Annotated in this window: 27 protein-coding genes; 18 read left to right on the top strand and 9 right to left on the bottom strand. The window is 62.8% G+C overall.

Annotated features, from left to right (window positions below; all coding sequences use genetic code 11):
* Nucleotides 1-173 precede the first annotated feature (173 nt).
* Nucleotides 174-1,082, bottom strand: a complete 909-nt coding sequence (locus tag AU381_RS20530; RefSeq protein WP_064244163.1) for a DMT family transporter — start codon at nt 1,080-1,082, stop codon at nt 174-176.
* Nucleotides 1,083-1,225: 143 nt separating this feature from the next.
* Nucleotides 1,226-2,680 carry a glycogen synthase GlgA gene (gene glgA, locus AU381_RS20525; protein WP_064243580.1) on the bottom strand — a complete coding sequence of 485 codons (1,455 nt, stop codon included), beginning with the start codon at nt 2,678-2,680 and terminating at the stop codon, nt 1,226-1,228.
* Nucleotides 2,681-2,933: 253 nt separating this feature from the next.
* On the opposite strand from glgA, the gene AU381_RS20520 reads away from it, so the two are divergent.
* The 3 genes from AU381_RS20520 (at nt 2,934) to AU381_RS20510 (ending at nt 6,740) form a co-directional block, all read left to right on the top strand.
* On the top strand, nt 2,934-3,395 hold the full coding sequence (locus AU381_RS20520; protein WP_064243579.1) for a YbhB/YbcL family Raf kinase inhibitor-like protein: 462 nt from the start codon (nt 2,934-2,936) through the stop codon (nt 3,393-3,395).
* Between the two features lie 116 nt (nt 3,396-3,511).
* Nucleotides 3,512-5,629 carry a catalase gene (katE, locus tag AU381_RS20515; RefSeq protein WP_064243578.1) on the top strand — a complete coding sequence of 706 codons (2,118 nt, stop codon included), beginning with the start codon at nt 3,512-3,514 and terminating at the stop codon, nt 5,627-5,629.
* 16 nt (nt 5,630-5,645) lie between these two features.
* Nucleotides 5,646-6,740, top strand: coding sequence for an ATP-dependent DNA ligase (locus AU381_RS20510; protein WP_064243577.1), 1,095 nt, complete (start codon nt 5,646-5,648; stop codon nt 6,738-6,740).
* A 101-nt stretch (nt 6,741-6,841) separates the two neighbouring features.
* Here AU381_RS20510 and AU381_RS20505 read toward each other — a convergent pair whose 3' ends face one another.
* Nucleotides 6,842-7,390 carry a DNA-3-methyladenine glycosylase gene (locus tag AU381_RS20505; RefSeq protein ID WP_064243576.1) on the bottom strand — a complete coding sequence of 183 codons (549 nt, stop codon included), beginning with the start codon at nt 7,388-7,390 and terminating at the stop codon, nt 6,842-6,844.
* A 155-nt stretch (nt 7,391-7,545) separates the two neighbouring features.
* On the opposite strand from AU381_RS20505, the gene AU381_RS20500 reads away from it, so the two are divergent.
* Together AU381_RS20500 and AU381_RS20495 are read left to right on the top strand one after the other, a co-directional pair.
* Nucleotides 7,546-8,829 (top strand): DUF763 domain-containing protein, encoded by a 1,284-nt coding sequence (locus AU381_RS20500; protein ID WP_064243575.1) that lies wholly within the window; start codon nt 7,546-7,548, stop codon nt 8,827-8,829.
* Between the two features lie 114 nt (nt 8,830-8,943).
* The gene (locus AU381_RS20495; protein WP_064243574.1) at nt 8,944-9,207 is read left to right on the top strand and encodes a hypothetical protein; all 264 of its coding nucleotides are present in this window, start codon (nt 8,944-8,946) and stop codon (nt 9,205-9,207) included.
* 171 nt (nt 9,208-9,378) lie between these two features.
* On the opposite strand, the gene AU381_RS20490 is transcribed toward AU381_RS20495, so the two are convergent.
* A complete protein-coding gene (locus AU381_RS20490; protein ID WP_064243573.1) occupies nt 9,379-9,705 on the bottom strand; it encodes a hypothetical protein in 327 nt (108 codons plus the stop codon).
* 164 nt (nt 9,706-9,869) lie between these two features.
* Here AU381_RS20490 and AU381_RS20485 point away from each other — a divergent pair, with 164 nt between their 5' ends.
* From AU381_RS20485 to AU381_RS20475, 3 genes are read left to right on the top strand one after another with little or no spacing between them, the layout of a single operon-like run.
* Entirely contained in the window at nt 9,870-10,085 is a 216-nt protein-coding gene (locus AU381_RS20485; RefSeq protein WP_064244162.1) for a hypothetical protein, read from the top strand.
* A 17-nt stretch (nt 10,086-10,102) separates the two neighbouring features.
* The gene (locus tag AU381_RS20480; RefSeq protein WP_064243572.1) at nt 10,103-10,402 is read left to right on the top strand and encodes a DUF3175 domain-containing protein; all 300 of its coding nucleotides are present in this window, start codon (nt 10,103-10,105) and stop codon (nt 10,400-10,402) included.
* 19 nt (nt 10,403-10,421) lie between these two features.
* Complete coding sequence (locus AU381_RS20475; protein WP_064243571.1) at nt 10,422-11,144, top strand: glutathione S-transferase; 723 nt, start codon at nt 10,422-10,424, stop codon at nt 11,142-11,144.
* 2 nt (nt 11,145-11,146) lie between these two features.
* Here the strand turns inward: AU381_RS20475 and AU381_RS20470 are convergent, their stop codons facing one another.
* Complete coding sequence (locus AU381_RS20470; protein WP_064243570.1) at nt 11,147-11,788, bottom strand: UdgX family uracil-DNA binding protein; 642 nt, start codon at nt 11,786-11,788, stop codon at nt 11,147-11,149.
* 82 nt (nt 11,789-11,870) lie between these two features.
* Complete coding sequence (gene treZ, locus AU381_RS20465) at nt 11,871-13,649, bottom strand: malto-oligosyltrehalose trehalohydrolase (RefSeq protein ID WP_064243569.1); 1,779 nt, start codon at nt 13,647-13,649, stop codon at nt 11,871-11,873.
* A 163-nt stretch (nt 13,650-13,812) separates the two neighbouring features.
* Here treZ and glgX point away from each other — a divergent pair, with 163 nt between their 5' ends.
* From glgX to AU381_RS20435, 6 genes are all read left to right on the top strand, one after another.
* Nucleotides 13,813-15,903, top strand: a complete 2,091-nt coding sequence (glgX, locus tag AU381_RS20460; RefSeq protein ID WP_064243568.1) for a glycogen debranching protein GlgX — start codon at nt 13,813-13,815, stop codon at nt 15,901-15,903.
* Between the two features lie 93 nt (nt 15,904-15,996).
* Nucleotides 15,997-16,182: a hypothetical protein gene (locus AU381_RS31105; RefSeq protein ID WP_064244161.1), complete on the top strand. Its 186-nt coding sequence runs from the start codon at nt 15,997-15,999 to the stop codon at nt 16,180-16,182.
* Between the two features lie 71 nt (nt 16,183-16,253).
* On the top strand, nt 16,254-16,499 hold the full coding sequence (locus AU381_RS31100; RefSeq protein ID WP_064244160.1) for a DUF2934 domain-containing protein: 246 nt from the start codon (nt 16,254-16,256) through the stop codon (nt 16,497-16,499).
* A gap of 87 nt (nt 16,500-16,586) precedes the next feature.
* Entirely contained in the window at nt 16,587-17,024 is a 438-nt protein-coding gene (locus AU381_RS20445) for a CBS domain-containing protein (protein WP_064243567.1), read from the top strand.
* Between the two features lie 33 nt (nt 17,025-17,057).
* A complete protein-coding gene (locus AU381_RS20440; RefSeq protein WP_244520100.1) occupies nt 17,058-17,546 on the top strand; it encodes a hypothetical protein in 489 nt (162 codons plus the stop codon).
* Nucleotides 17,547-17,590: 44 nt separating this feature from the next.
* Entirely contained in the window at nt 17,591-18,253 is a 663-nt protein-coding gene (locus tag AU381_RS20435) for a DUF6766 family protein (RefSeq protein ID WP_064243566.1), read from the top strand.
* A gap of 66 nt (nt 18,254-18,319) precedes the next feature.
* Here the strand turns inward: AU381_RS20435 and AU381_RS20430 are convergent, their stop codons facing one another.
* Together AU381_RS20430 and AU381_RS20425 are read right to left on the bottom strand one after the other, a co-directional pair.
* Complete coding sequence (locus tag AU381_RS20430; RefSeq protein ID WP_064244158.1) at nt 18,320-18,763, bottom strand: DUF4168 domain-containing protein; 444 nt, start codon at nt 18,761-18,763, stop codon at nt 18,320-18,322.
* A gap of 231 nt (nt 18,764-18,994) precedes the next feature.
* The gene (locus tag AU381_RS20425; protein ID WP_064243565.1) at nt 18,995-19,804 is read right to left on the bottom strand and encodes a class I SAM-dependent methyltransferase; all 810 of its coding nucleotides are present in this window, start codon (nt 19,802-19,804) and stop codon (nt 18,995-18,997) included.
* Between the two features lie 103 nt (nt 19,805-19,907).
* Between AU381_RS20425 and AU381_RS20420 the strand changes: the two genes are divergently transcribed.
* From AU381_RS20420 to AU381_RS20405, 4 genes are read left to right on the top strand one after another with little or no spacing between them, the layout of a single operon-like run.
* Nucleotides 19,908-21,041 carry an ABC transporter substrate-binding protein gene (locus AU381_RS20420; RefSeq protein WP_064243564.1) on the top strand — a complete coding sequence of 378 codons (1,134 nt, stop codon included), beginning with the start codon at nt 19,908-19,910 and terminating at the stop codon, nt 21,039-21,041.
* 51 nt (nt 21,042-21,092) lie between these two features.
* The gene (locus AU381_RS20415) at nt 21,093-22,229 is read left to right on the top strand and encodes an ABC transporter substrate-binding protein (RefSeq protein WP_064243563.1); all 1,137 of its coding nucleotides are present in this window, start codon (nt 21,093-21,095) and stop codon (nt 22,227-22,229) included.
* On the top strand, nt 22,226-23,296 hold the full coding sequence (locus AU381_RS20410; RefSeq protein ID WP_064243562.1) for a FecCD family ABC transporter permease: 1,071 nt from the start codon (nt 22,226-22,228) through the stop codon (nt 23,294-23,296). Before AU381_RS20415 ends, AU381_RS20410 begins: the two co-directional genes overlap by 4 nt.
* Nucleotides 23,290-24,051 (top strand): ABC transporter ATP-binding protein, encoded by a 762-nt coding sequence (locus tag AU381_RS20405; RefSeq protein ID WP_064243561.1) that lies wholly within the window; start codon nt 23,290-23,292, stop codon nt 24,049-24,051. Before AU381_RS20410 ends, AU381_RS20405 begins: the two co-directional genes overlap by 7 nt.
* A gap of 39 nt (nt 24,052-24,090) precedes the next feature.
* Here AU381_RS20405 and AU381_RS20400 read toward each other — a convergent pair whose 3' ends face one another.
* Nucleotides 24,091-25,137 (bottom strand): ABC transporter ATP-binding protein, encoded by a 1,047-nt coding sequence (locus AU381_RS20400; RefSeq protein WP_064243560.1) that lies wholly within the window; start codon nt 25,135-25,137, stop codon nt 24,091-24,093.
* Nucleotides 25,138-25,143 lie beyond the last annotated feature (6 nt).

Raw genomic sequence — 25,143 nt, 5'->3', positions numbered from 1 at the left:
CTCATCCGCCTGCCGGCACCTTCTCCCCGTTCTGACGGGGAGAAGGGGTATGCCGCAGCCACCGATCCGCGCGCGTTTGCGGGAGAGGGAGTCGAGGCGCTGCCGCACGCGTCCTTCGCCCCGCCTGCGGGGAGAAGGTGCCGGCAGGCGGATGAGGGGCCAGGCCGTCCTGCCTAACCCTTCAGCCGTCCCTGTCGCTTGAGCTGCTGTTCGCGGAAAAAGATGAAGAGGCCCGAGGCGACGATGAGGCCGGCGCCGAGCACCATCGACAGGCGTGGCGTGTCCCCGAAGATCAACCAGCCGAAAATGATTGCCCAGAAGAGCAGCGTGTATTGTAGCGGCGCCACCGTCGCGGCGTCGGCAAGCTTCAGCGCCCGGTTCACGAGAACATGGGCGATCATGGCGACGACGCCGAGCAGGCAGAGCAGCCCCGCGTCGACGGGCTTCAGCGGCGTCCAATCGAACGGCGCCCAGAGGAGGCCGGCAATCGCCGCGCCGACGAGCTGCCAGAAGGCGAGCGTCGTATCCGGCGTGCCGCGCAACGAGCGCCCGGACACCATCATGACGGCGAAGCACATGCTGCCGAGGATCGAAATCAGCGCCGGCAGGGTGAAGGCCTCAGACGACGGTTCGAGCGCGATGATGACGCCGACGAAACCGATGGCGATCGCCGTCCAGCGCCGCCAGCCGACATGCTCCTTCAACAGGAGCGGAGAGGCGGCCGCGACATAGATTGGAGCCGCCAGCCAATAGGTCATGACATCGGCGAGCGGCAGGTAGACGACCGCGAAATAGAAGGCGAAGACCTCCGCGGTCGAAGCGACGACCCGGGCAAGCTGGAGGCCGGGCCGCTCGAGAGCGAGAAGCCTGCGAGGGCCGCCGAGCCAGAGGAACGGGATGAGCAGGACGGCCGCGGCGAGGCTGCGGATCAGCACCACCTGACCGACCGAATAAGTCGCCACCAACCATTTGCCCATGACGTCGTTGAGCGAAAACATCAGCATGCCGAGAAGCATGACCAGCACGCCCGTGCGGGCGGCGTTTGATGCGGTGGATGCTGCGGGTACGGTCTCGACGGCCATGGCGTGGTCCTCTTGGAGCGCGCAGCCATTGCCATATTCCGGCGCGGCAATCCATTCTTCGTTCTTGATCAACCCATCAGCGTTGCGAATGAGATGTCAATTCCAGCGGATCAGCTGCTTCGGGCGGGATGATACTGGATGCTCTAACCGGCCAAGCGCATGTCGGCCGCGGTGAGGTCCCCGTAGAGCTCCGCATATTTCGCCGCACTGCGGTGCCAGGACGAGTCCGTCTTCATCCCCTGCCGCTGCAGGCTCTCCCAGACGTGCCGGTGCCGATAGAGCTTGACGGTGCGGCGTAGAGCATGTCGCAATCCGTTCGTATCGACCGGAGAGAATTGTACCCCGGTGGCGGCCTGCGCCTGCAGGGCGGCGACATTGGCGTCGATGATCGTTTCCGACAGGCCGCCGGTGCGCGCCACTATCGGCACGCAGCCGTATCTGAGCGCATAGAGCTGCGTCAGCCCGCAGGGTTCGAAGCGGGAGGGAACGAGCATGGCGTCGGCCCCGGCATGAATCTTGTGGGCGAACTCCTCTTCGTAGCCGAGCCGCACAGCTATATGTCGCGGGAAACGCCGGCCGGCGTCCAGGAAGGCTTCTTCGATATCGGCGTCGCCGTTTCCGTGAATGATCAGCCGGCCGTCCAGCGCGACGATCTCGTCGACGACGGCTGCCAGGAGATCCATGCCCTTCTGCCAGGTCAGCCTGTTGATGCTGGCGAACACCGGACCGCTGGTTTGCGGCAGGCCGAAAAGATCGAGCAGCGCCTCGCGATTGGGCAGCCGCGGGAGAGGTGTTTTCGCCGAATAGCAATGCCCGATATACGGATCGGCCGCAGGATCCCAGACGTCGGTGTCTATGCCGTTGACGATGCCGACCACGTCGTCGTGACGCGCATTCATCACCCCTTCGAGGCCCATTCCGAAGGTCGGTGACATGATTTCGCGAGCATAGGTGGGACTGACCACGGTGATCGCATCCGCGGCCTGCAGGCCGCCCTTGAGGTATCCGAGATCACCATAATATTCGAGGCCGTCGATGGAATAGGCCTTGTCCGGCAGGCCGAGCGCGGAGAAGAGATGGGCGGGGAACTGTCCCTGGAAGGCGATGTTATGAACGGTCAGGACGCGCGGGATTTGCACGTCGGATGCGTATTTGAGATAGACGAGGCTCAAGGCCGCGTGCCAGTCGTGAGCGTGAATGATGTCCGGCCGCCAGTGCTGCACGAAGCCGGCTGCGACTTGCGAAGCGACGAAGGAAAAGGCGGCGAAGCGTTTCCAGTTGTCCGGATAATCGATCCCGTGCTCATCAGTGTAGGGACCCCCTGACCTGTGGAAGAACCCCGGCGCGTCGAGCGCGAAGAGCTCCAGCCCGGCGACCCGTCCGGCCAGGAGCGTCGCACTCTCTCCGAAAAGACATTCATAGCGCGCAATCGGGGTCGCTTCGTCGAGAGCCCCGACCACGGAAGGGTAGCCCGGCACCAGGGTACGCATGCGAATCCCGTGCGATTTCAATGCCTTGGGAAGCGATCCGGCAACATCGGCCAGCCCGCCGGTCTTCACCAAAGGGAAAATTTCGGCAGCCACGGAGAGAACGTTCATAGATCGCGTTTCCGGAAAAATCTGTTGGCCGCTGCTGGCCGATCGCCGCCCCACTTTGCACCTCCTTCAACACAAACCCCGTGGGCAAAGTTCCACCCCCCAATAGATATTTTGGAAAGCTCGGCTTCGGGGTGGCCGGTCCGTTCACGCGGCCTATTTGCCTGCCGAGACCTCAACACCGATCCGCTTTGAGAGTACAATCGAAATCGATCGCGCGCTCGTTCAATGTGCCCAACATGGAAGGAGACAGGTGATGACTTTAAACTTGATGAGCCCCGCCTTCGCCGAAGGCCAGACGATCCCGAAGAAGTACACACGCTTTGGCGAGAACATTTTCCCCCCGCTGAAATGGACCGGTACGCCAGACGGAACGCAGAGCTTCGCATTGATCGTCGAGGATCCGGACGCCGTCAGGGGGGTGTTTCGGCATTGCGCCATCGTCAACATACCCGCCGACTGGACCGAGCTTTCGCAGGCCGCCGATACCGGACCGGAGCATGCCATCAAATTCATCAGGAACGACTTCGGCAACGCGCGTTATGACGGGCCGCAGCCGCCGGCGGGGACAGGCGTGCATCATTATCACTTCAAACTCGCCGCTCTGAACACACGCAACATCTCGATCTCGGACGATGTCGGGGCCGCTCAGGCCTGGGCCGAGGCTCGCAAGCACCGGATCGCAGAGGCCGATCTCGTCGGTACCTGTCAAGGCTGACGGCGCCGGGAACGACGTCGGTCGCCCATGCCTTTCCAAAATTCCGTTCGTGGGGGGAACCAACCGCGACGAGCACGGTTTCGTGCCCATTCCGTCCTCGCTCAAGGAGTGCTGCAATGGCCAAGAAACCCTCTGCGCCGAACAACTCGAAGCCGGCCGCAATTCATGACCAGAAAGCCATCCGCGGTAACGGCGGAGAGCTTCATCAGATTGCCGAAGGGGATACTCCGGTCCTGACGACGGCTCAGGGCGGGCCGGTTGCCGACGACCAGAACAGCCTGCGGGCCGGCGAGCGCGGCCCGACATTGATCGAGGATTTCCATTTCCGTGAAAAGATCTTTCACTTCGACCACGAGCGCATCCCCGAGCGCGTCGTGCATGCCCGTGGCTATGGCGCCCATGGTTTTTTCGAGACCTATGAATCGCTTGCCGCCTACACGCGGGCGGACGTGTTTCAGCGAGCGGGCGAACGGACGCCGGCCTTCGTGCGCTTTTCGACGGTCGCCGGCAGCAAGGGCTCCTTCGATCTTGCGCGGGACGTGCGCGGTTTCGCGGTCAAGTTCTACACCAAGGAGGGCAATTGGGACCTCGTCGGCAACAACATCCCGGTCTTCTTCATCCAGGACGCGATCAAGTTTCCGGACGTCATTCACGCGGTCAAGCCGGAGCCGGACCGGGAGTTCCCGCAGGCGCAATCGGCCCATGACAATTTCTGGGATTTCATCAGCCTGACGCCCGAGAGCATGCACATGATCATGTGGGTCATGTCCGACCGGGCTATCCCGCGTTCCTTCCGCTTCATGGAGGGCTTCGGCGTTCACACCTTCCGCTTCGTCAATGCCAAGGACGAGTCGACCTTCGTCAAGTTTCACTGGAAACCGAAGCTCGGGCTGCAGTCGGTCGCCTGGAACGAGGCCGTGAAGATCAACGGCGCGGACCCGGACTTCCACCGGCGCGATCTCTGGCAGGCCATCCAGTCCGGCAACTTCCCGGAGTGGGAGCTGCACGTGCAGCTCTTCGACCAGGATTTTGCCGACAAGTTCGAGTTCGACATTCTCGATCCGACCAAGATCATTCCGGAGGAGGTCCTGCCGACGAAGCCGGTCGGGCGGCTGGTTCTCGATCGCATGCCGGAGAATTTCTTCGCCGAGACCGAACAGGTCGCCTTCATGACCCAGAACGTGCCGCCGGGCATCGACTTCAGCGACGATCCCCTGCTGCAGGGACGCAACTTTTCCTATCTCGACACGCAGCTGAAGCGGCTCGGCAGTCCGAACTTCACGCATCTGCCGATCAACGCCCCCAAATGTCCCTTCCAGCACTTTCAGCAGGACGGCCATATGGCCATGCGCAATCCGGTCGGGCGGGTGAACTACCAGCCGAATTCCTGGGGTGAGGGACCGCGCGAGTCGCCGATGAAGGGCTTCCGCCACTTCGCGTCGGAGGAGCAGGGGCCGAAGCTGCGCATTCGGGCCGAAAGCTTTGCGGATCATTACAGTCAGGCCCGCCAGTTCTTCATCAGCCAGACGCCGCCCGAGCAGCGGCATATCGCCGACGCCCTGACGTTCGAATTGAGCAAGGTACAGGCTCCGGTGATTCGCGAGCGCATGATCGCCCATCTGCTGAACATAGACGAGACGCTTGGAACTAAGGTCGGCCATGCGCTCGGTCTCAAAGTTATGCCGAAGCCGGCCGAAGCCGCGGTGGCAACCCGGCAGGATCTCGATCCGTCGCCGGCGCTGAGCATCATCGAGCGAGGACCGAAGCGCTTCGAGGGTCGCAAGCTCGGAATTCTGGCGACGGATGGCGCGGATGCGGCGCTTGTCAATGCCCTGATCGCTGCGGTCACGGAGCAAAAGGCCGCCTTTGAGCTGGTCTCTCCGAAGGTCGGCGGCTTCACCGCCTCGGATGGGAAGTGGATCGTCGCCCACCAGATGCTCGATGGCGGGCCATCCGTGCTCTACGACGCGGTGGCCCTGCTCCCCTCGGCAGAGGCGGTTGCCGATCTGCTCGACGTCGCCACCGCCCGCGATTTCGTGGCCGACGCCTTCGCCCATTGCAAATATATCGGCTATGCGGGTGCGGCACTTCCCCTTCTGCAGAGGGCCGGCATTGCAGAAACCCTCGACGAGGGAACGATCGAGCTCACAGACGCGGAAAGTGTCGCCTCTTTCCTCAAGGAACTCGGCAAGCTGCGTGTCTGGGCCAGAGAGCCCTCCGTCAAACTGAAGTAGGCCAAGGAGTCGGAGGATGGCGTCGCCTGCTCAGGGAAGAGCTACAAGGGGGAGCGGGCCGCCGCTGACCCGTGCGGCAAAGGCGGTCAGCGGCGGGGCATCGACTGGCGGCTTTCCGCTGCCGGTCAGCACTGCGCCGATGGAGGCGCGCACGGCTACGGAGCTCCCGAGCGCTGGCGCATGGCAGTACGAGCCGAAATGGGACGGCTTCCGCTGCCTTGCCTTCAGATCCGGCGGGGACGTCGACCTTAGGGCCAAATCCGGCAAGCCGCTCGGGCGCTTTTTCCCGGAGGTTATCGTTTTGCTGCGCCGGCTTGGCGCGTCACAATTCGTCCTTGACGGTGAACTGGTGATCGAAGTCGACGGGCGCCTCTCCTTCGACGCCTTGCAGATGCGCCTGCACCCGGCGGCAAGCCGCGTCCAGAAGCTGTCGCAGCAGACGCCCGCCCGCCTCATCCTGTTCGACATGCTGGTCGACGCGAAGGGAGCAATCCTGACCGACAAGCCTCTTGCGACCCGGAGAGCGGCACTCGAAGCCTTCGCAGCCGAGAATGCCATTCAGGATAAGCTCGAGCTTTCGCCCTTCACTCTGGACCGGCAGGAGGCCGAGCGATGGCTCAGCTCGTGGGAAGCGGGGGCTACTGACGGGGTCGTCGCCAAGCGTCGAGACGGTCCCTACGAATGCGGCGAGCGGGCGATGGTGAAGGTCAAACGCCTGAAGACCGCCGATTGTGTGGTGGGCGGCTTTCGCTATGAGAGCAACGGTGCGCTTGTCGGCTCCCTCCTGCTCGGGCTTTACGATGCTGACGGGACTCTGAACCACGTGGGCTTCACGGCGACAATTGCCGATAAGGAACGGCCTGCATTGACGCGTCGCCTCGAGGCATTGTGCGAGCCGCCTGGCTTTACCGGCAAGGCCCCCGGCGGCCCCAGCCGCTGGAGCACGGAGCGCAGCGGCGAATGGGAACCGGTCCGTCCGGAGCTGGTCGTGGAGGTGAGGTTCGATCACGCCAGCAGCCGCCGCTTTCGCCACGGCACGAAGCTGATGCGCTGGCGTCCCGACAAGGACCCGCGCCAATGCACCTACGAGCAGATCGAACCCCGCATCTAAAGCGCGTCGCGTGCAAACGGGTGCATGCGACGCGCTTTAGGTCTTTGTTTTTATGCATGTCGTTGTCCCAAAACCGCTGCGCACTTTTGGGCGACATGCATCTAGAACTTGCGGCTGAGGAAGGGCGAGTTCTTAAGTCCGAAGCGCCAGGGGTGTTCGACGGCCTTGGAGATCCCGACGCGAAGGCCAGCGGAAACGGGGGGCCGTTTGACCGGCGGGCTCAGTCGGAACGGTTCTCCGTTGAGCGGCAAGCCGTCCTCCTCCTTGCCGATCGCCAGGGCCTGGCCGACCCGACCCGGGCCGGAACAGAGCAGCCTTTCTTGCGAAACGCCCCGCCGCTGCCGCATCGTCTCCAGCCCCCATCTCGGCTCGATGGCGCGGATGAGGACGGCGCTGCCGGGCAGACAGACGAAATTCAGACACCAGTGAAGGCCGTAGGACAGGTAGACATAGGCATGCGCCGGCGGGCCGAACATCGAGCGGTTGCGGTTCGTGGCGCCGGCGAAGCTGTGGGAGGCCGCATCGTCCGGCAGATAGGCTTCCGTCTCGACGATGATGCCGCCGATGCCTGAGACGGCGAATTCGCCGCCGATCAGATCAGCGGCGACCGCGACGGCGTCCCGTGCAAAGAAGCTGTCATCCCACTGCACCTGATGGGCTCCTTCTTTTGTGCCGGCTCTATGTAGTCTTGTCCATCACGCTCGCCAACGTTGCACCTGGATTCCTCACGCAGCCACTGAGAACTTTCCGCGAACATCCGAAGCATGTAGTCTGGAATAAAGACCACATACGAAGGACTCAGTTAATGGCGCAACGCGCAGGCAATGCGGATCTACCGCTGCATGGCGGGCGGGTCCCGAAGTGGCTCGGCGACCGCATGACAAGGCTCGGCGCGCTGATCACCGAGGCGATCGTGCACCACTACGGCCGCGACGAGTTCCTGAGGCGGCTTGCCCATCCGTTCTGGTTCCAGTCCTTCGGCGCGGTGATGGGCATGGACTGGCATTCGTCGGGGATCACCACCAGCGTCATAGGTGCGTTGAAACGCGGCCTGACGCCGCTTTCGGGCGAACTCGGCATTCACGTCTGTGGCGGCCGTGGCCAGCATTCCCGAAAGACGCCGGGTGAACTTGTCACGATTGGCGATCGCATTGGCTTCGACGGTGCGGCGCTTGCCGATGCGAGCCGCCTCGTCGCCAAGGTCGACAGTGCCGCCGTTCAGGACGGCTTCGATCTTTACCTGCACGGTTTCATCGTCACGGACGATGCGAAGTGGGTCGTCGTCCAGCAGGGTATGAACGGCGATCGGCGGCAGGCGCGGCGCTATCATTGGCTTTCCGAGGGCCTGGAAAGCTTCGTCGATTCGCCGCATGCGGCGATCGAGGGGCGGGGACAGGGCGAGATCATCAATCTGGCGGACCGGCGCGCGGCTCGCTCTCGGGCAAGCCAGCTCGATCTTCTGAGCGCGCTCGGCCCGGATGGGCTCGTGCGCGAGGTGGCGACGATCGAATCTCGCGGTACCGCCATGGCGGCCCCGGCCCAGCCGATGCTGCCGCACCTCGTCATGCCGGCCCATCACGATGTGCGCGAAAGCGACGTGAACATGCGGCGCCTGCACGGCAATTTCGCCGCCGCCGCCGATCGGGGGCCGAAGGACTTCGAGGAACTGCTTCTCGTGCCGGGCGTCGGCGCACGCACAGTCAAGGCGCTCGCCATGGTCGCCGAAGTGGTCCACGGTACCCCCTGCCGCTTTTCCGATCCGGCGCGCTTTTCGCTCGCCCATGGCGGCAAGGACCAGCATCCCTTTCCGGTGCCGCTCAAGGTCTATGACGAGACGATCAATGTGATGAAATCGGCAGTGCAGAAGGGTCGGCTCGGGCGAGAGGAAGAACTGGCCGCCTTGAGGCGCCTCGACGAGCAGTCGCGCCGGATGGAGCGCTACGTCACCGGGCCGGACTTGAAGGAGATCGTCGCAGGGGAGTTCAGGGATTCGTCCCGATTTGGCGGGCGCAGCGTATTCGGCTGGGAGGGAGAGGGAGCCGGCACAGACGGCGCGGCAGCCGCGCTCAAAGGCCGTACCCGAAACTGAGCTGACGGGAACAATCACCGTACCGGTAGATTAGAGTCGACGAGCGGAGGGCGGCGGCACACTTGCCCGCTGCGTCTCCGCTGCGGGGAGACCCAATAGCTGAAGGAGGTTTCGGTGAGCGCTTCGAAGACCACGACCGATCACGACACGATCCGAAAATGGGCGGAGGGCCGCGACGGCCATCCGGCACGCGTCAAGGGCGCATCCGACGGCGGTCTGCTGCGCATCGACTTCGGCAAGCCAGAGCAGAGGCTGGAGGAAATCTCCTGGGAAGATTTTTTCAGGATATTCGACGAGAACAAGCTTGCCTTCCTCTACCAGGACCGGACTGCGGAAGGGAAAGTCAGCCGCTTCTTCAAGTTCATCGACCGCGACTGAGTTTGCGGACGCTGCTGCAACGGAACGCTTTTCTGGCCGGCGGAGAAGCAAAGCAGCTTGCTTCCCGAGCTCGCGGCCGGTGACATACCGATTTATCCTTAAGTCGGCTACGATTTAAGGAAGCATGCAGTAGCGTTGGTCGCGCCGCGGATACGCGAATTCCTGGAGCCGCTACCGTGTCGCGACAAGCCGTTCGATCTCTTTCAGGCGCGCCTTCAGCCTCTGGATCTCCTCTCGCTTCTCGGCGACCACATCCTTCGCGGTTTCTATCCGATCGGCGCCCGGGAGTGTCCCGACGGCCGTATGCGCCTCGGTGGCGATGGCATCGATCTCGGCCTCGAGTTCGGCGATGCGCTCGCCGATATCGGTGATCTGTTGCCGGACCGGGCTTCGTGTCTTTCTCGCATGACGTCCCAATGCATCGATCGGCTCGTCGACACCGGGCGGGTCGAGGGGGCGTGCCACGGTCGAGGATCGCGCTTTTCCGTGCTTGTTCATGGTTGGCCTCCCATAAGCGCTCTAAACTCCGGGCAGCCAACGTTGTTCCCGCAGCAGGGATGCTTCACGGAAACAATGCTGATTTTCCGCGGATCTCCTTCACGATCTTGGGAACCATCTACCCGCAGCAGCCGTTGTTATTGATCATGTCCGGGAGGGATTCGATGCATGCGGAGGAATGCCTGCAGCTTCATTTTGATCTGAAGAGCGGTAGAGCGCTGCTCTCCTGCGGCGACAAGGACTATGTGTTGCCGGATATTTATCCCACGAAGGAAACGGCAAGGATGGCCGCCCAGAAATTCGCCTGGGAAAAGCTCGGCTGGAAGGACCGGGCGCGCGAGTTTCGGCAGGCTTCCGAGGTGCCCGTGTGGCTGCGCTGAACCGCCCGTAAAGCCCGATGGGCAAGAGCAGTGAAAAGAAGGTTGAATGGTCGCAGGAGGTGACGGCGCATAGCAACGCGCTGGACATCGAGCCCGGGGTTTTTGCTTCGGATGATCCGCGGAAGATTGCGCATTCACTGAAACGCTCGGCTGAGGCGAGCAAACGGCGTAAGTCCAGCGCTTTCCGCTCCGCCATGTCCATGCTGACCTTCTATATCAACAGGGCCGGATCCGGTTTGAGCAGCGAGCAGAAGAACGTCTTGGAAAAGGCGAAGGACGAACTCAGAAAGGATTTCGGGCGAGAGCCCAAAGGCTGAAAAGCGAGGAGGGGGCTCCATGGTATTCAAGCTCTATTACTGGGACGGAATTCCCGGCCGCGGCGAATTTGTGCGTCTCGCACTGGAGGAGGCGGGCGCCGACTACGTCGACGTAGCGCGCCAGCCCGGCGGCACGGACGCGATGCTGAAGCTGATGAAGGATGGCGGGGGCGCAACCTCGCCCTTCGCACCGCCCTTTCTGATAGACGGCGAACTGATCGTCTCCCATGTCGCAAATATCCTCTTCTACCTCGGGCCGCGGCTTGGGCTGGCGCCCGAGGAAGAGGGGCTCCGCCACGTCGCCAACGGCCTGCAGCTGACGATCACCGATTGCGTTGCGGAGGTTCACGACACGCACCATCCGATTGGCGTGTCGCTCTACTACGAGGAGCAGAAATCCGAAGCATCGAAACGGGCCGCGAACTTTCTGACGGAGCGGCTGCCGAAATATCTTGGCTATTACGAAGGTGTTCTCACCCGAAACCCCACGGGCCAGGCGCATAGTGTCGGCGGGCAATTGAGCTATGTCGATCTTTCGCTGTTCCAATTGATCGAGGGCTTGCGCTATGCGTTTCCGAAAGCCATGGGTGCCAACGAGGAGCACGTGCCGGCGCTGATTGCGCTGCATGATGCGGTTGCGGCGCGACCGCGGATTTTGAGCTATCTGGCCTCCGATCGGCGACTGCCCTTCAATGAATCCTGCGTTTTCCGCCACTATCCCGAACTCGACCGACAGTTCTGAGCTCAGTCGACGTGGGCGGCGATCTTGGCGAGGTCCTTGACGAAACGGGCGCGTTCCGCCGCGGCGTCCTCCCTGTTCTGGATCCTTAAGAGATAGGACGGGTGGATTGTGACGAGAACCGGGTAGCCGGCCGGCGTGGCGATCAGGTCGCCGCGGTTTTTCATCACACCGGCGCGGCGTCCGAGCAGCGATGAAAGCGCCGTCGCACCGAGCGCGACGACGACCTCGGGCTGAAGCTTCTCCAGTTCTGCGCCGAGCCACCAGGAACAGCGCTGAATCTCGCCCGCATTGGGCCGTGAATGCAGACGGCGCTTGCCGCGTTGCTCGAACTTGAAATGCTTGACCGCATTGGTGAGATAGCAGCTTGAGCGATCGATGCCAGCCTCATGCAGGCACTCGTCGAGGATTCGCCCGGCAGGACCGACGAACGGCCGGCCCGCCAGATCTTCCCGATCGCCGGGCTGCTCGCCAACAAGGACGACGCGGGCTTTGCCGGGTCCTTCGCCAAACACGAGCTGCGTCGCATTCTTGTAGAGGTCGCAGCGTTCGCAGCCCTCGGCCTCCTTGCGCAGCGCGGCGATGGAGGGTGCTTCGGCATGCTCGCCGGAGAGGGCCGGGCCCATTTTGACTGGTTCAGTTGGCATGTGTTTCAAGGCACTAGCTCGGTTCGATACCACCTATGCAAAGGGCTAAACCGACGGGTTGGAGCCATGTTCCGTTCACCGGCTAATTATGCCTCACGGCAGCAACGATGCCCGGCCCTGACAATTCGGAGCCGTCCAGGACCTCGATGCCGAATACAGGCTCGCCGTGGACCGTCGGAACGGACAGTCTCCCTGCCGAGAAATTGGCACGCAACTCGAGCATCGGGCCGCCGAACGACCAATCAATGGCGACAATGCCGTCGCGGGTGGGATAGACCTCGAAGCTCGGAAGATTGCAGTTCGTCATCAAAGGCGCAATGTGCCGCTGCCGGATATCCGCAAGTCGGCGCGTGAAGGCGAGATGCTCCCTGCCGGCCGCGCTCTCCGCGCGTTCCCAGCGAAGCTTCGAAGCGGCGAAGGTGCGAGGATCAAGCGGATCGGGAAGGTCGTCGGCCGTCTTGCCGCTCGGCATGCCGCCAAAATTTTCGGCTTCCTCCTGCCGCCCCCGACGCACGGCCTCGCCGAGATCGCCCTGATAGTCGGCGAAGAACAGGAAAGGCTGGCATTCTCCATATTCCTCGCCCATGAAGAGCAGCGGAATCTGCGGCGAGAGCATCAGCAACGCAGCCATCACGCGCAGCTCATCATTCTTGGCAAGCGTAACGAGGCGATCGCCGAAGGCCCGGTTTCCGACCTGATCATGGTTCTGGAGAAAGCTCACCCGCGCCTGCGGTGGCACCCGACCCTCCGGCTGATCAGCGGAAATTCTCTTGGTCGTTCCAATCGAGGCGAAGCCGTCCGTCATGGCCTCGCGCGTCGCCTGCCAGGGGCGCTTGGCGAAAGCTCGATAGAAGCCCCTTTTTTCGCCTGTTGCGACGACATGGAGGCCGTGATGAAAATCGTCGTTCCACCCGGCGGTGAAGAGCGCGACCGTCCCGTCGTCGTTGCGCCGCACGAGATTGCGCCGACGGTCGGCATCCTCGATGACCAGGTGGACGCGGCGGTCGGCGAAACTCTCTTTTACCTCCCGCGCCAGGGCGGCAAGAAAATGCGGCTCGCTCGTGTCTCGTATCTGGTCCGTCGCGTCGAGGCGCAGCCCGTCGAAGCGGAAGTCGCTCAGCCAATAAAGTGCATTCTCGATGAAGAAGCGCCGCACCGCGGGCTCCTCGAAGGCGATGGAAGCCCCCCATGGGGTCGGTCTATTCCTGTTGAAGAAGCGGCCGGCGTAGCGGGTCAGATCGTTGCCCTCCGGTCCGAAGTGATTGTAGACGACGTCGAGCAGGACCATCATGCCGAGCCCGTGCGCCGCATCAACCAGCGCCTTGAGATCGTCGGGCGCCCCATAGGCGTGGTGCGGCGCATAGGGCAGCACGCCGTCGTAGCCCCAGCCGCGCTCGCCTTGAAATTCGGCGACCGGCATAATCTCGATGGCGGTAATTCCCGCCTCGGCGAGATGCGGCAGCCGCTTGGCGGCGGCGCGAAAGGTGCCCTCGGGCGTAAAGCAGCCGACATGCAGCTCCAAGACGATCGCTTCTTCCCAGGGCCGGCCGCGCCAGGAGGCGGCTTTCCACTCATAGGCCGAATGATCGACGAGCACCGACGGGCCGCTCGCTCCCTCCGCCTGGGCGCGGGAGGCGGGATCGGCGACGCGCGTCCCATCGGAAAGCTCGAAGCAGTAGCTGTCTCCCGCCCGTGCCTGGGCTGAGACTTCGAACCAGCCGCCGTCGAGCGCGTGCATCGCGTGCGAGGTGCCATCGAGAACGAGGCGAACGGCATGCTCGTCGGGCGCCCACAAGCGAAAATGCGCCACATCGCCTGAGGTCAGGTCGGCGCCCCAGGTTTTCCGGATACGGTCAGGCATTCGTCTTCCTTGCTCTAGCGAGATCGGCAAGAGACGAGAACTGCCGGGACGCGCCGAAAGTTCCGCCGCAACCCGCCTTGCCGCGGGTCGGCAGGAACAAAGTTGCCGCCATCGGCGTTGCCCCCTTCACTTCCATGACGCTGCAGGGGGCGCGACGACACGAATGAATGTGGCTTTCTCCGAACTCGATTTCCTGAAGCCGGAGCTCGGTGCCGAGTACACCGGCCAGGGCACCCATTTCGCGGTGTTTTCCGCGCATGCCGAAAAGATCGAGCTTTGTCTCTTTTCCGACGATGGCAGCAAGGAAACCGCCCGCCTGCCGCTGCCGAAGCGGGAAGGCGATATCTGGTCCGGATATATCGAAGGGCTGGGTCCGGGCACGCTTTACGGCTATCGCGCCTACGGGCCCTATGACCCGCACAACGGGCATCGTTTCAACCCGAACAAGCTGCTCCTCGATCCCTATGCAAAGCAGATGGCCGGCCAATTCGTCTGGGACGACACGCTGTTCGGCTACACGATCGGCAGCCCGGAGGGCGATCTTTCCTTCGACGAGCGCGACAGCGCCCCATTCATGGTCAAGGGCGTCGTTCAGGATCCGAACTTCGACTGGGACGGCGAAGAGGCGATCCGCCGCCCCTGGACCGAGACGATCATTTACGAAACCCACCTACGCGGCATGACCATGACGCATCCGGGCGTACCGGACGAATTGCGCGGCACCTTCCTCGGCATGGCCAGCGACGCGGTCATCGAGCATCTGGTGAAGCTCGGCGTCTCCGCAGTCGAGCTTCTGCCGGTGCAGTATTTCCTCGACGACCGCTACCTGGTCGAACGAGGCCTCAGGAACTACTGGGGCTATCAGCCGCTCGGCTATTTCGCACCGCACGCCCGCTACCTGAAGGGCACCAGGATCACCGAGTTCAAGGCGATGGTGAAGCGCTTCCACGCCGCCGGCATCGAGGTCCTGATGGACGTCGTCTACAACCACACCGCCGAGGGTACGGAGCATGGGCCGACGCTCAGCTTCCGCGGCCTCGACAATCTCAGCTATTACCGCCAGTCGCCGGAGCAGCCTCGGCATACCTATGACATGACCGGCACCGGCAACACGCTGAACGTCGCGCATCCCATGGTGCTGCGCATGGTGCTTGACAGCCTCCGTTACTGGGTCGGCGTCATGCATATCGACGGCTTCCGCTTCGATTTGGCGAGTGCGCTTGGGCGCGAATACATGGAGTTCGACCGCGAGGGCGGCTTCTTCGATGCGATCAGGCAGGATCCGATCCTGGCCGGGGTCAAGCTCATCGCTGAACCGTGGGATATCGGCGACGGCGGCTATCAGCTCGGCGGCTTTCCGCCGCCCTTCCGCGAGTGGAACGACCGCTTCCGCGACGATATCCGCCGCTTCTGGAAGGGAGATGGCGGCGTTGTGCCGGTGCTTGCCGAACGGCTCGCCGGCTCGCCGGTTCAGTTCAACCATTCCGGACGGGCCGCAACCACGTCGATCAACCTGTTGAGTGCGCATGACGGCTTCACGCTGATGGATACAGTTTCCTACGCCGAGAAGCACAACGAGGCGAATGGCGAAGAGAACCGCGACGGCCACTCGGACAACCACTCCGATAATATGGGCGTCGAGGGCCCGACCGACGACCCCGAGATCGAAAATGCGCGCCGCCGCCGGCGTTCCGCCATGGTTGCCACCCTGATGCTGAGCCAGGGCGTTCCGATGGTCCTTGGCGGCGACGAGCTCGGCAACGGCCAGGGCGGCAACAACAACGCCTATTGCCAGGACAACGAGATCGGCTGGATCGACTGGAGCCGGCCGGACGATGCCTTCCTGGCCTTCTGCCGCGGGATGGTCGCTTTCCGGCGTGAGCATCCGGTGCTGCGCCAGGAGAACTTTCTGGAAGGCGCCACCGACGAGCACGGCCGCGTCGAGATCGCATGGTACAAGCCCGACGGCAGCCAGATGGACGAGGCGGCATGGGGCGATGGCGAATTGCGCACTCTTGGCGTCTATCTCTGCCGCCTCTCACCCGCCGAGGCACCGGAGGGTGAGATATTCCTTGTCCTCAACGCCGGTGGCGACTGCGAAGTTGCTCTTCCTCGATCGCACGGCGCCGAGAGTTGGCGGTGGGCCCTCAATACCGCCGCGGATGGGGCCTTCGTGACGCACGCCGCCGAGAATCGCGAAACGGTCCCCGCGCAGAGCGTAGCTGCTTTCGTCCCGCAGCGCCCTAACGGCTGAGGGGGCCACTGCGGGGCGGAACATTCCCGAGCGCGCGGGATTGTCCAGGGAAGTCTGGAACCATCCAGGATTTCACGAGGAATGGAGGCAGAAATGCAAAATCCGCGCCAGCCGGGGCAAGCTCCGCCCCCGCCGCCGCCCTTCGAGCCGGAACCCCCCATCGGTGAACCCGAGCCGGACCGCCTTCCGGACGAGGCGCCGGTCCCGAATCCCGACGAAAATCCGGAGCCGCCCCAATATGGCGGCGGCTCCGGCGACGGATACTGGAATAGGATTTGAGCCATGGAACAAATGGGCGGTCGTTCCGTTTGAATTTTGCCGACAAGGCTTTCAACAGCGAGGTAAGGGACATGGAGAACGACAAGGAAGAGCTGATCAAGCGCAGGGCCTACGCCATATGGGAGCAGGAAGGCCGTCCGGACGGCCAGGATCTGCGCCACTGGGAGCAGGCAGCCCGGGAAATGCAGGTACGGGGTGGATCGGGCCTCGATGGAGGCGAGAGCCTCGAAACAGAGGGAACGACCAACGCCGTCTCAACCCCGAAAGCGCCTGCGCCGCGCGGAAGGCCCGCCAGGAACGGAGCGCGAGCGCACTAGGACAGCTTTCCCAAATGTCTGCTTCGGTTCGTCCCAAACGGCTCGTCCGGAGCAGACATCGCGTCCAAGGAAAAAGGAGTACGAAAAATGCATGTATCGGAGATCATGAGCCGAGACGTTCATCTGGTTACCCCCAATGATACGATCAGAGATGTAGCGCGGCAGATGGCTGAAAACGATATCGGCTTCATGCCGGTCGAGGACCATGACCGCCTGGTCGGCATGGTGACGGATCGCGACATCGTCGTGCGGGGCGTGGCGGACGGCCTCGATCCGCAGGCGAAAGTGCGAGACGTTATGACGACGGACGTCAAATACTGCTTCGAGGACGAGGAAGTGGACGATGTGGCGCGGAACATGGGCGACATCCAGGTGCGGCGCCTGCCTGTGGTCAATCGCAACAAGCGCCTCGTCGGCATCGTGTCGCTGGCTGACGCCGCTCGCGAACAGCCCTCAGCAGCAGGTACGGGCCTGAAGGGTGTGACAATGCCCGGTGGCGATCACAATCAGAGCGGGCGGCACTGACGCACGCTTGGAAAGATAGGGCTGGCGCCCTTCATGGGCGCCGGCCATGGAGGCAGCATGCCGCAGAACCAGGATAACGGAGATCTCGGAAAGGCCGGCCGCGCCGAGCGGCGACCACACCGGGCATCACAGTCGCCCGACGTGTCGTGGCCGGCGCGTCGCCTCGGTCCACAGCCGCAAAGGACAGCAGAGAACGTTTCCGGCGAAAATCACGTGGCCGACGCGTCGGACGCCGGCAGCGTTGGTCAGGACTTGCGCGCGGAGATGTCGGTTGACCCGCCACAACCGTCGCCACGGGATTACAGTGGCGGCGGCAAACCGATCAGGCCGAACCCCGATGTCGGCCGGGTCGGCAAGGAAACCTCAACTCAGGAACATCAGGAAAGCAGTGACGAAGGGACGGGCGGAGATACCTGGAACCGGCTCCTCGGCAACAATACCAATGCCGGGATGCTTCGCCTGCTCGCTGCAATAGGCCTTTTCATTCTCGTGTCGGGGGCCTTCTTCTGGCTCGTCACTTGATGATTGCCGGATCGGCCGTCGCACCGCAATGGCGGAGAAATTGAATGTCGTTCCTGCGTGACAACGGACTGAGCATTACCCTGACCGTTCTTACCGCCGCAACCATAGCGGGCATGATATTCGCCGGCACTCAAGCCTTCAATGAAGAGGCGGTGATTCATGGCGAACCGACTGTGTCCGTCGCAAGTTATCTCGCCACCGGCCACTTCCTGTCCGCTCTGTTCGAGAACTGGGAAAGCGAGTTTCTGCAGATGGCAGCCTATGTCTGCCTTACGGCGTTCCTCTACCAGCGCGGTTCGGCTGAATCCAAGGACCCGGACGCCACCTCGACGGATGTGGACGAAGATCCTCGCAACAAAAGGAACGATCCGAAGGCCCCGTGGGCTGTTCGGCAAGGGCAACTGGTCAGGACGTTCTATTCCTATTCGTTGGGCATCGCGCTTGCCGGATTGTTCGTTCTGAGCTTTGTTTTCCACCTGCGCGCCAGCGCCGCGGCTGCAAACGTGGATGCCATGCGCCATGGCGAGCCGCCTATCGACCTATGGACACGATTGGCAGATGCCGAGTTCTGGTTCGAGTGCTTTCAGAACTGGCAATCGGAGTTCCTCTCCACGCTGCTGCTGGTCCTGTTATCGATTTTCCTGCGTTTCCGTGGATCGCCGGAGTCCAAGCCGGTCGCAGCTCCATACAGCGCAACCGGAAAATAGGCTCCCTCGAATCGATTCGGCGTTCCGATGCCGGAACGCCGAAGACTCTGCAGTATGGCTCGCGACTTATTGTTGCGCTGGGGCCTGCCCAGCAGGCGCGGTGCTCTGAAGTTTTTCCTGGACCTTCTTGGCGAGGGCGGGATCGTTCTGAGCGGCCGTCAGGATAGTCGTATACTCCTCGACCGATATGTTCGGCGAAGCCTCGACGGCCTTGACCATCTGCTGGCTGGCTTCGGATTGCAGCTTTTCCTTTGACGCCGTATCCGACGTCGCTCCGATCTTGGCGGAGTATTCCTGCCGGACCTTGTCGACCTGAAGGTAGGCGACCGCGAAAGCCTCGATCTTCTGTTCGCTGATGGGGGCGCTCTTGGTGCCCGTCTGTGCCGGTGCCTGTTGCGTCGGCTGTGTTTCCTGTGCCTGGGCGAGTTCCAGCGCCGATGCCGGGCTGAGAAGCATGAAGCTGAAGACTGCAGCGGTCAGCGATGCAACGGATGTATAACGGGTGATCATGTTCATTCCTCTTCGACGTGCATGTCGTGATCGGCAGCAATACCGCCTTTCTCAACCGCTCCGTGTCGAAAACGACGGAGCGGCGATCGACCATGGAGTCCTCAGAAGTGCTCGGTGGGGCGATGCCGGGGCAATTTGCTGACCATTGCGCGGCAGCATTGTGGCCCTTGAGGCAAGCCAACTGTGAAAAATCGTACAGCCAGAGGTGGTCGCCGTCAGGGCGGGGCCTGGCTAGATCACGCGCTTGCTGGCACGGATCGCGTAGCGGTGCTGGCTCTTTCGCGCCATCCCCTTGAAGAGATTCCAGTGCTTCGCCTGCGTCCGGTGAATTTCGCCGAGTTCGGTATCGACGACGACGTCCGTAAAGCCCGCGGCCTGGAGAAGCTCGACGACGGCCTCGGCGCGCGCACCGTTGGAGAAGTAGACGCGGGAGAGGATGCTTCGATGCGTTTCCATCATCTCCCGTGAGTGCATGGGCGCATCCGGCTTGAAAATTCCCGCCCGCTGCCCCCAGGCGCTGAACTTCGAGAACACCCGCTCCAGCGCGCTGGTATTGACGAAATCGCCGTCGACGATCAGAAGCCGGCCGCCGGGCTTCAGCACGCGCAGCCACTCGGCGAACGCCGCGGCCGGATGGACGAGCGTCCAGACCAGATGCCGGTTGACGATGACGTCGTAGTGGTCGTCCGGCTCCATCGTGCTTTCCGCGTCGCCGACGCGGAAGGAGATGCTGCGCTTGCGCTCTCTCGCCTTCTGCCGCGCCCGCTCGAGCATCGGCTCGGCCCAGTCGAGGCCGGTCACCTTGAAGCCGAGATCGTCGAGCAGGTGAGAGATGACGCCGGTGCCGCTCGCGAGGTCGAGTGCGGCGCGTCCGTCCCCGCGACCGAGATGACGGAGGAAAAGCCGGTGCCAGGCGGCACGCTCTTCTTCGGAGAAGATCTCATGCCCCGGAGAAAGGTCGAAGGTGGCGGCACGTTCCGACCAATAGGCCTTGATCTCGTCACGAAGATCGTAGTTCTGACCCGCTGTCACGTCGCTCATCTATGCTCAGCCTCGCCTGTTTGGAAGGGTTCTAAAAGATATATGTTGACTGGTAAAGTCATGAAATATTAGAAGGCAGCGTTTTCCAAAGGAGCAGGGATCAATGAAGGTTTTCAACAGGGTGGCTGCGGCCGCCGCGGGCCTTTGCGTGCTTTTTTCGAGCGCTGCACTCGCCGAAACGATCAAGGTGAAAGACATCACCGGCCGTGAGGTCGAGGTGAATGTGCCGGTCCAGCACGTGATCCTCGGCGAAGGACGGCAGATCTATTTCGTCGGCGCGCTGGACAAGGACGAGCCCTTCAAGCGGGTCATCGGCTGGCGCGACGACCTGACGAAGGCCGATCCGGAAACCTACGCCGCCTATCTCGCCAAGTATCCTGATATTGCCAAGCTCCCGGCCTTCGGCGGCATGAAGGACGGCACCTTCGACATCGAACAGGCTGTCGCGCTCAAGCCCGACGTCATGCTGATGAATATCGACGCGAAGACGGCGACGGAAGAGGCGGGCTATATCGAGAAGCTCGAGAAGGTCGGCATTCCGCTCGTCTATGTCGATTTCCGTGAAAAGCCGATGGAAAACACCGAACCGAGCATGCGCCTGATCGGCAAGCTGTTCGGAAAGGAAGAGAAGGCGGAGGAATTCATCAGGTTCCGCGCCGACAGCATCGCCAAGGTGACGGACGTCCTGGCCAAGGCCAATCCGAAGAAGCCGCTCGTCTTCATGGAGCGCGCCGGCGGCTACTCGGACGATTGCTGCATGTCCTTCGGCGACGAGAATTTCGGCAAGATGGTCGAGTTCGCCGGCGGCATCAACATGGCGAAGGACATCATCCCCGGGACCTTCGGCACCGTCAATCCGGAGCAGATCATCGCTTCGAACCCGGACCAGGTCATCATCACCGGCGGCAATTGGGAAGGCTACGTACCGGGCGGCAACTGGGTCGGCGTCGGCTATGGCGCCGACGAAAAGGAGGCGTTCCGCAAGCTCGAGAACCTCACCAAGCGCCCGGCCTTCACCGATGTGAAGGCGGTGAAAGCAGGCAACGTCCACGCTATCTGGCACCAGTTCTACAACAATCCCTACCAGTTCGTCGCCATCCAGCAGATCGCCAAGTGGCTGCATCCGGACCTCTTCAAGGGTCTCGACCCGGAGGCGACGTTCAAGGAATTGCACGAACGCTTCCTGCCGCTGCCCTACAAGAGCGGCTACTTCGTCTCCCTGAATGTCGGCCAGTAAAGTCCGGATCGGAGGGCTGAAGCCCTCCGATCGCTTTTCGCGAGGATTGTCATGCGGGTCCTGAATAATATCGTCCTGGCACTTGTCGCTGCGGTCATCGCCGCGGCGCCGGCCGTTGCAGCGGAAATCACCGATGTCACCGGCCGCAAGATCGAGATCGAGCTTCCGGCCAAGCGGATCCTGCTCGGCGAGGCGCGCCAGATCCACATTGCGGCGGCGCTCAAGGGCGAGCTTGTCTTCGACACGATCGTCGGCTGGCGCGACGATCTGATCAAGAAGGATCCGGATTCATATGATGGCTATCGCGAGCGCTTTCCGGCGATCGAGAAGCTGCCGCGCTTCGGCTATATCCCGAGCGGCGATTTCAGCCTCGAGGCGGCAATTGCGCTCAAGCCGGACGTGCTAACCCTGAACCTGGAGGCCCAGCAAGCCGTTGAGGAATCGGGCTTTATGGACAAGGCTGCCGCCGCCGGCATCATCGTCGTTTTCCTCGATTTCCGCGTCGATCCGGCCAAAAACAGCGAAAAGTCCCTCGAAATCCTCGGCCAGATTTTCGGCGCCGAGGCGAGGGCGAAAGAGTTCATCGACTACAGGCGCGCACAGATCGCGGTCGTCACCGACCGCCTGGCCAAGGCCGGTGCGATCGAGCGCCCGAAAGTGTTCATCGAGCGATCGCCCGGCATCACCGGCGAGACCGCCTGCTGCCGGACTTTCGGGCCGGCGAATTTCGGCGAGATGGTAGAGAAGTCCGGCGGCCACAACATCGGCTCCGACGTGATCACGGCAACCTTCGGCGATCTCAATCCCGAGCAGATCGTCGTTGCCAAGCCGGATCATGTGATCGTCACCGGCAGCAACTGGTCGGCCGAATCCGACATCAACCAGTTCGTCAGCGTCGGCCGGGGCGCCGATCCGCAAGCGGCGCGGGAGCGGCTGACGAGGCTGATGCAGAGGCCGGCCTTTGCCACGCTCGACGCGGTGAAAGCGGGCAGGGTGCATGCCGTCTGGCATCAATTCTACGGCGCGCCCTACGAATTCGTGCCGATCCAGCAATTCGCCAAATGGTTCCACCCCGAGCTTTTTGCCGATATCGACCCGGATCGGACCTTCCGCGAATTCCACCAGGAATTCCTGCCGATCGCCTATAGGCCCGGCTATTTCGTCTCGCTTTCGGAGGGGGGTGAATGATGGTCGCCATCGCCGATCAAATTTCCGGTGTCGAAGGGGGCGTTCGCTACCGCGCCCTTGTCGCGCGCCGGCTGCTCATGCTCTCCGGGCTTATTGCCGCTCTGTTCCTCTCGGTTGCGATCGACATGGCGCTCGGACCGGCGAACTATCCGCTCGCTGACGTGCTGACGGCGCTGTTCAGCTCCGAAACGGTCAGCGACCAGCTGCGTGTGGTGATCTGGGATATCCGCATGCCGATCGCGCTCATGGCAGTGACCGTCGGCGCGTCGCTTTCGGTCGCCGGTGCCCAGATGCAGACGATCCTCGCCAATCCGCTGGCAAGCCCCTTCACGCTCGGCATCTCTGCGGCGGCCGGCTTCGGCGCGGCACTCGGGCTCGTCGCCGGTGTCGCGATATTTCCCGTCGCCGTGCAGTACATGGTGCCGCTCAACGCTTTCCTGATGGCGATGCTGGCGGCGCTCTTCATCCATTTTGCTTCCACCATGCGGGGCGTCACCGTCGAGGCGATCGTGCTTCTCGGTATCGCCCTTGTCTTCACCTTCAATGCGGCGCTGTCGCTGCTCGAATATCTCGCCTCCGAACAGGCGCTCGCCGCCGTCGTGTTCTGGACGATGGGCAGCCTGACCAAGGCAACCTGGCCGAAGGTCTGGATCACCGCGGCCGTATTGGTTTTCGCCGTGCCGCTCTTTGCCCGTCATGCCTGGGCGCTGACGGCGCTGAGGCTCGGCGACGACAAGGCGGCGAGCTTCGGCATCAATGTCCGGCGGCTCAGGCTCGAGACGATGCTGACCGTCAGCCTGCTTGCGGCGATCCCGGTCTCCTTCGTCGGGACGATCGGCTTCGTCGGTCTCGTCGGCCCACACATCGCCCGCATGCTGGTCGGCGAGGACCAGCGCTTCTTCCTGCCAGCCTCGGTGCTCTGCGGCGCGCTGCTGCTATCGACGACCTCAGTCGTCAGCAAGATGATCATTCCGGGGGCGGTGCTGCCGATCGGCATCATCACGGCGCTCGTGGGCGTTCCCTTCTTCTTCGTCCTGATCTTCACCAACAGGAGGCGTGCATGGTAGCCCTGAGGCTCGATGAGGTCGGCGCCACCTATGGGCGGCGCACCGTGCTGACAGGCATTACGACGGGAGAGCTCAGAGGCGGGCGTCTGACCGCCGTCATCGGCCCGAATGCGGCCGGCAAGTCGACGCTCTTCAAGCGCATCGCCGGGCTGGCAGCTGGTCCGGGCCTCGTTCATCTTTCCGACACCGCCAAGGGTCCGGAAACGATCTGCTACATGCCGCAGGACACCGGTGCGAATGCGGTGCTGACGGTCTACGAATCCGTCCTGCTCTCGGCCAAGCAGGGTTCCGGCTGGAAGGTGAAGGACGACGAGCTTGCCGAAATCGACCGGGTGCTGGCGGCCTTGAGGATCGACGACCTGGCATTTCGCGGGCTCGGCGAACTGTCCGGCGGGCAGCGGCAGCTCGTATCGATCGCCCAGGCGCTGGTGCGCAGGCCGGAAGTCCTGCTGATGGACGAGCCCACCTCGGCGCTCGACCTCTTTCGCCAGATCGAAGTGCTCGGCTTCATGAAGCGCTTGTCGGCCCAGTCCGGCATGGCGGTGCTGATCGCGCTGCACGACCTGAACCACGCGCTGCGCTATTGCGACGACACGATCGTGATCAGTAACGGTTCGGTGGCCGCGAGCGGCCCGACCGAGGCGGTGATCACCGCCGACATGCTGAAATCCGTTTACCGTGTCGAAGCGCGCGTCGAGGCCTGTTCGCTCGGCCGGCCGGTGATCATCGTCGACGATTCCATTCTCGTCCGGTAAGGCTCGGTGGCGCGACCACCGAGACCATGAACCAACCGGTCAATTGACACGTATTCCCTGCGCCGAGAAGAGATGCAGCTTTGCGCGGTCCGGGGCCACCTGCACTGGCTGGCCAGGTTGCAAATCGACCCGGTCCTTGAGGACGAGGTTGGCATCCGCCGATCCGAGCTTCACGAGGACATGGGTTTCGGAGCCGGTTGGCTCGACGACCACCACGGTCGCAGGCACGCCGGTTTCGGAGATGGTGAGGTGCTCCGGACGGATGCCGTAGACCTCCGCCATTGCGCCTCGATAGTCGGCTGGCATCGGCAGCCCTACGCCATCGCGCGTGACGAATAGGCTGTCCATGATTGAGCCCTCGAAAAGGTTCATCGCCGGCGAGCCGATGAAGGTCGCGACGAAGGTATTGGCCGGGCGGTCGTAAAGTTCGAGCGGCTTGCCGATCTGCTCGACCTTGCCGCCGCGCATGACGACGATTCGGTCCGCCATGGTCATCGCCTCGATCTGGTCGTGGGTGACATAGACGGTCGTCGTCTTCAGGCGCTGGTGCAGGTCCTTGATTTCGGCGCGCATAGTGACGCGTAGCTTGGCGTCGAGGTTCGACAGCGGCTCGTCAAACAGGTAGACCTGCGGCTGACGGACGATCGCCCGTCCCATCGCCACGCGCTGGCGCTGGCCGCCGGAAAGCTGTTTCGGCAGCCGATCGAGCAGCGGCGCGAGCGCCAGGATGTCGGCCGCTTCGCGCACGCTCTTTTCAATCGTCGCTCTATCCTCGCCTTTCAGCTTCAGCGCGAAGCCCATGTTTTCCGCGACGGTCATATGCGGATAGAGGGCATAGCTTTGGAAGACCATGGCGATATCGCGCTCCTTCGGCGCGACGTCGTTGACAACGCGACCACCAATGCGGATCTCGCCGCCGCTGATGTCCTCGAGCCCGGCCAGCATGCGCAACAGGGTCGACTTGCCGCAGCCGGAAGGGCCGACGAGGGTGACGAACTCGCCATCTTCGATGTTCATGGAGATGTCATGAATCACCGGAACGGCGCCGTATTGTTTGCGAACCTGATCGATCGTGACGGATGCCATCAAATT

It is taken from the genome of Sinorhizobium glycinis (assembly GCF_001651865.1).
Classification (GTDB): Bacteria; Pseudomonadota; Alphaproteobacteria; order Rhizobiales; family Rhizobiaceae; genus Sinorhizobium; species Sinorhizobium glycinis.
This window is presented reverse-complemented; position numbering and strand designations above follow the sequence as displayed.

What these genes read in the sequence shown, in the direction of transcription:
- AU381_RS20430 (WP_064244158.1), bottom strand. Translation starts at nt 18,763, where the DNA reads ATGATCACCCGTTATACATCCGTTGCATCGCTGACCGCTGCAGTCTTC.
- treZ (WP_064243569.1), bottom strand. Translation starts at nt 13,649, where the DNA reads ATGCCTGACCGTATCCGGAAAACCTGGGGCGCCGACCTGACCTCAGGC.
- AU381_RS20425 (WP_064243565.1), bottom strand. Translation starts at nt 19,804, where the DNA reads ATGAGCGACGTGACAGCGGGTCAGAACTACGATCTTCGTGACGAGATC.
- AU381_RS20420 (WP_064243564.1), top strand. Translation starts at nt 19,908, where the DNA reads ATGAAGGTTTTCAACAGGGTGGCTGCGGCCGCCGCGGGCCTTTGCGTG.
- AU381_RS20510 (WP_064243577.1), top strand. Translation starts at nt 5,646, where the DNA reads ATGGCGTCGCCTGCTCAGGGAAGAGCTACAAGGGGGAGCGGGCCGCCG.
- AU381_RS20530 (WP_064244163.1), bottom strand. Translation starts at nt 1,082, where the DNA reads ATGGCCGTCGAGACCGTACCCGCAGCATCCACCGCATCAAACGCCGCC.
- AU381_RS20475 (WP_064243571.1), top strand. Translation starts at nt 10,422, where the DNA reads ATGGTATTCAAGCTCTATTACTGGGACGGAATTCCCGGCCGCGGCGAA.
- katE (WP_064243578.1), top strand. Translation starts at nt 3,512, where the DNA reads ATGGCCAAGAAACCCTCTGCGCCGAACAACTCGAAGCCGGCCGCAATT.
- AU381_RS20445 (WP_064243567.1), top strand. Translation starts at nt 16,587, where the DNA reads ATGCATGTATCGGAGATCATGAGCCGAGACGTTCATCTGGTTACCCCC.
- AU381_RS20470 (WP_064243570.1), bottom strand. Translation starts at nt 11,788, where the DNA reads ATGCCAACTGAACCAGTCAAAATGGGCCCGGCCCTCTCCGGCGAGCAT.
- AU381_RS20405 (WP_064243561.1), top strand. Translation starts at nt 23,290, where the DNA reads ATGGTAGCCCTGAGGCTCGATGAGGTCGGCGCCACCTATGGGCGGCGC.
- AU381_RS20520 (WP_064243579.1), top strand. Translation starts at nt 2,934, where the DNA reads ATGACTTTAAACTTGATGAGCCCCGCCTTCGCCGAAGGCCAGACGATC.
- AU381_RS20400 (WP_064243560.1), bottom strand. Translation starts at nt 25,137, where the DNA reads ATGGCATCCGTCACGATCGATCAGGTTCGCAAACAATACGGCGCCGTT.
- AU381_RS20415 (WP_064243563.1), top strand. Translation starts at nt 21,093, where the DNA reads ATGCGGGTCCTGAATAATATCGTCCTGGCACTTGTCGCTGCGGTCATC.
- AU381_RS20500 (WP_064243575.1), top strand. Translation starts at nt 7,546, where the DNA reads ATGGCGCAACGCGCAGGCAATGCGGATCTACCGCTGCATGGCGGGCGG.
- AU381_RS20410 (WP_064243562.1), top strand. Translation starts at nt 22,226, where the DNA reads ATGATGGTCGCCATCGCCGATCAAATTTCCGGTGTCGAAGGGGGCGTT.
- AU381_RS31105 (WP_064244161.1), top strand. Translation starts at nt 15,997, where the DNA reads ATGCAAAATCCGCGCCAGCCGGGGCAAGCTCCGCCCCCGCCGCCGCCC.
- AU381_RS20435 (WP_064243566.1), top strand. Translation starts at nt 17,591, where the DNA reads ATGTCGTTCCTGCGTGACAACGGACTGAGCATTACCCTGACCGTTCTT.
- AU381_RS20490 (WP_064243573.1), bottom strand. Translation starts at nt 9,705, where the DNA reads ATGAACAAGCACGGAAAAGCGCGATCCTCGACCGTGGCACGCCCCCTC.
- AU381_RS20480 (WP_064243572.1), top strand. Translation starts at nt 10,103, where the DNA reads ATGGGCAAGAGCAGTGAAAAGAAGGTTGAATGGTCGCAGGAGGTGACG.
- AU381_RS20440 (WP_244520100.1), top strand. Translation starts at nt 17,058, where the DNA reads ATGGGCGCCGGCCATGGAGGCAGCATGCCGCAGAACCAGGATAACGGA.
- glgX (WP_064243568.1), top strand. Translation starts at nt 13,813, where the DNA reads ATGAATGTGGCTTTCTCCGAACTCGATTTCCTGAAGCCGGAGCTCGGT.
- AU381_RS20485 (WP_064244162.1), top strand. Translation starts at nt 9,870, where the DNA reads ATGCATGCGGAGGAATGCCTGCAGCTTCATTTTGATCTGAAGAGCGGT.
- AU381_RS31100 (WP_064244160.1), top strand. Translation starts at nt 16,254, where the DNA reads ATGGAGAACGACAAGGAAGAGCTGATCAAGCGCAGGGCCTACGCCATA.
- glgA (WP_064243580.1), bottom strand. Translation starts at nt 2,680, where the DNA reads ATGAACGTTCTCTCCGTGGCTGCCGAAATTTTCCCTTTGGTGAAGACC.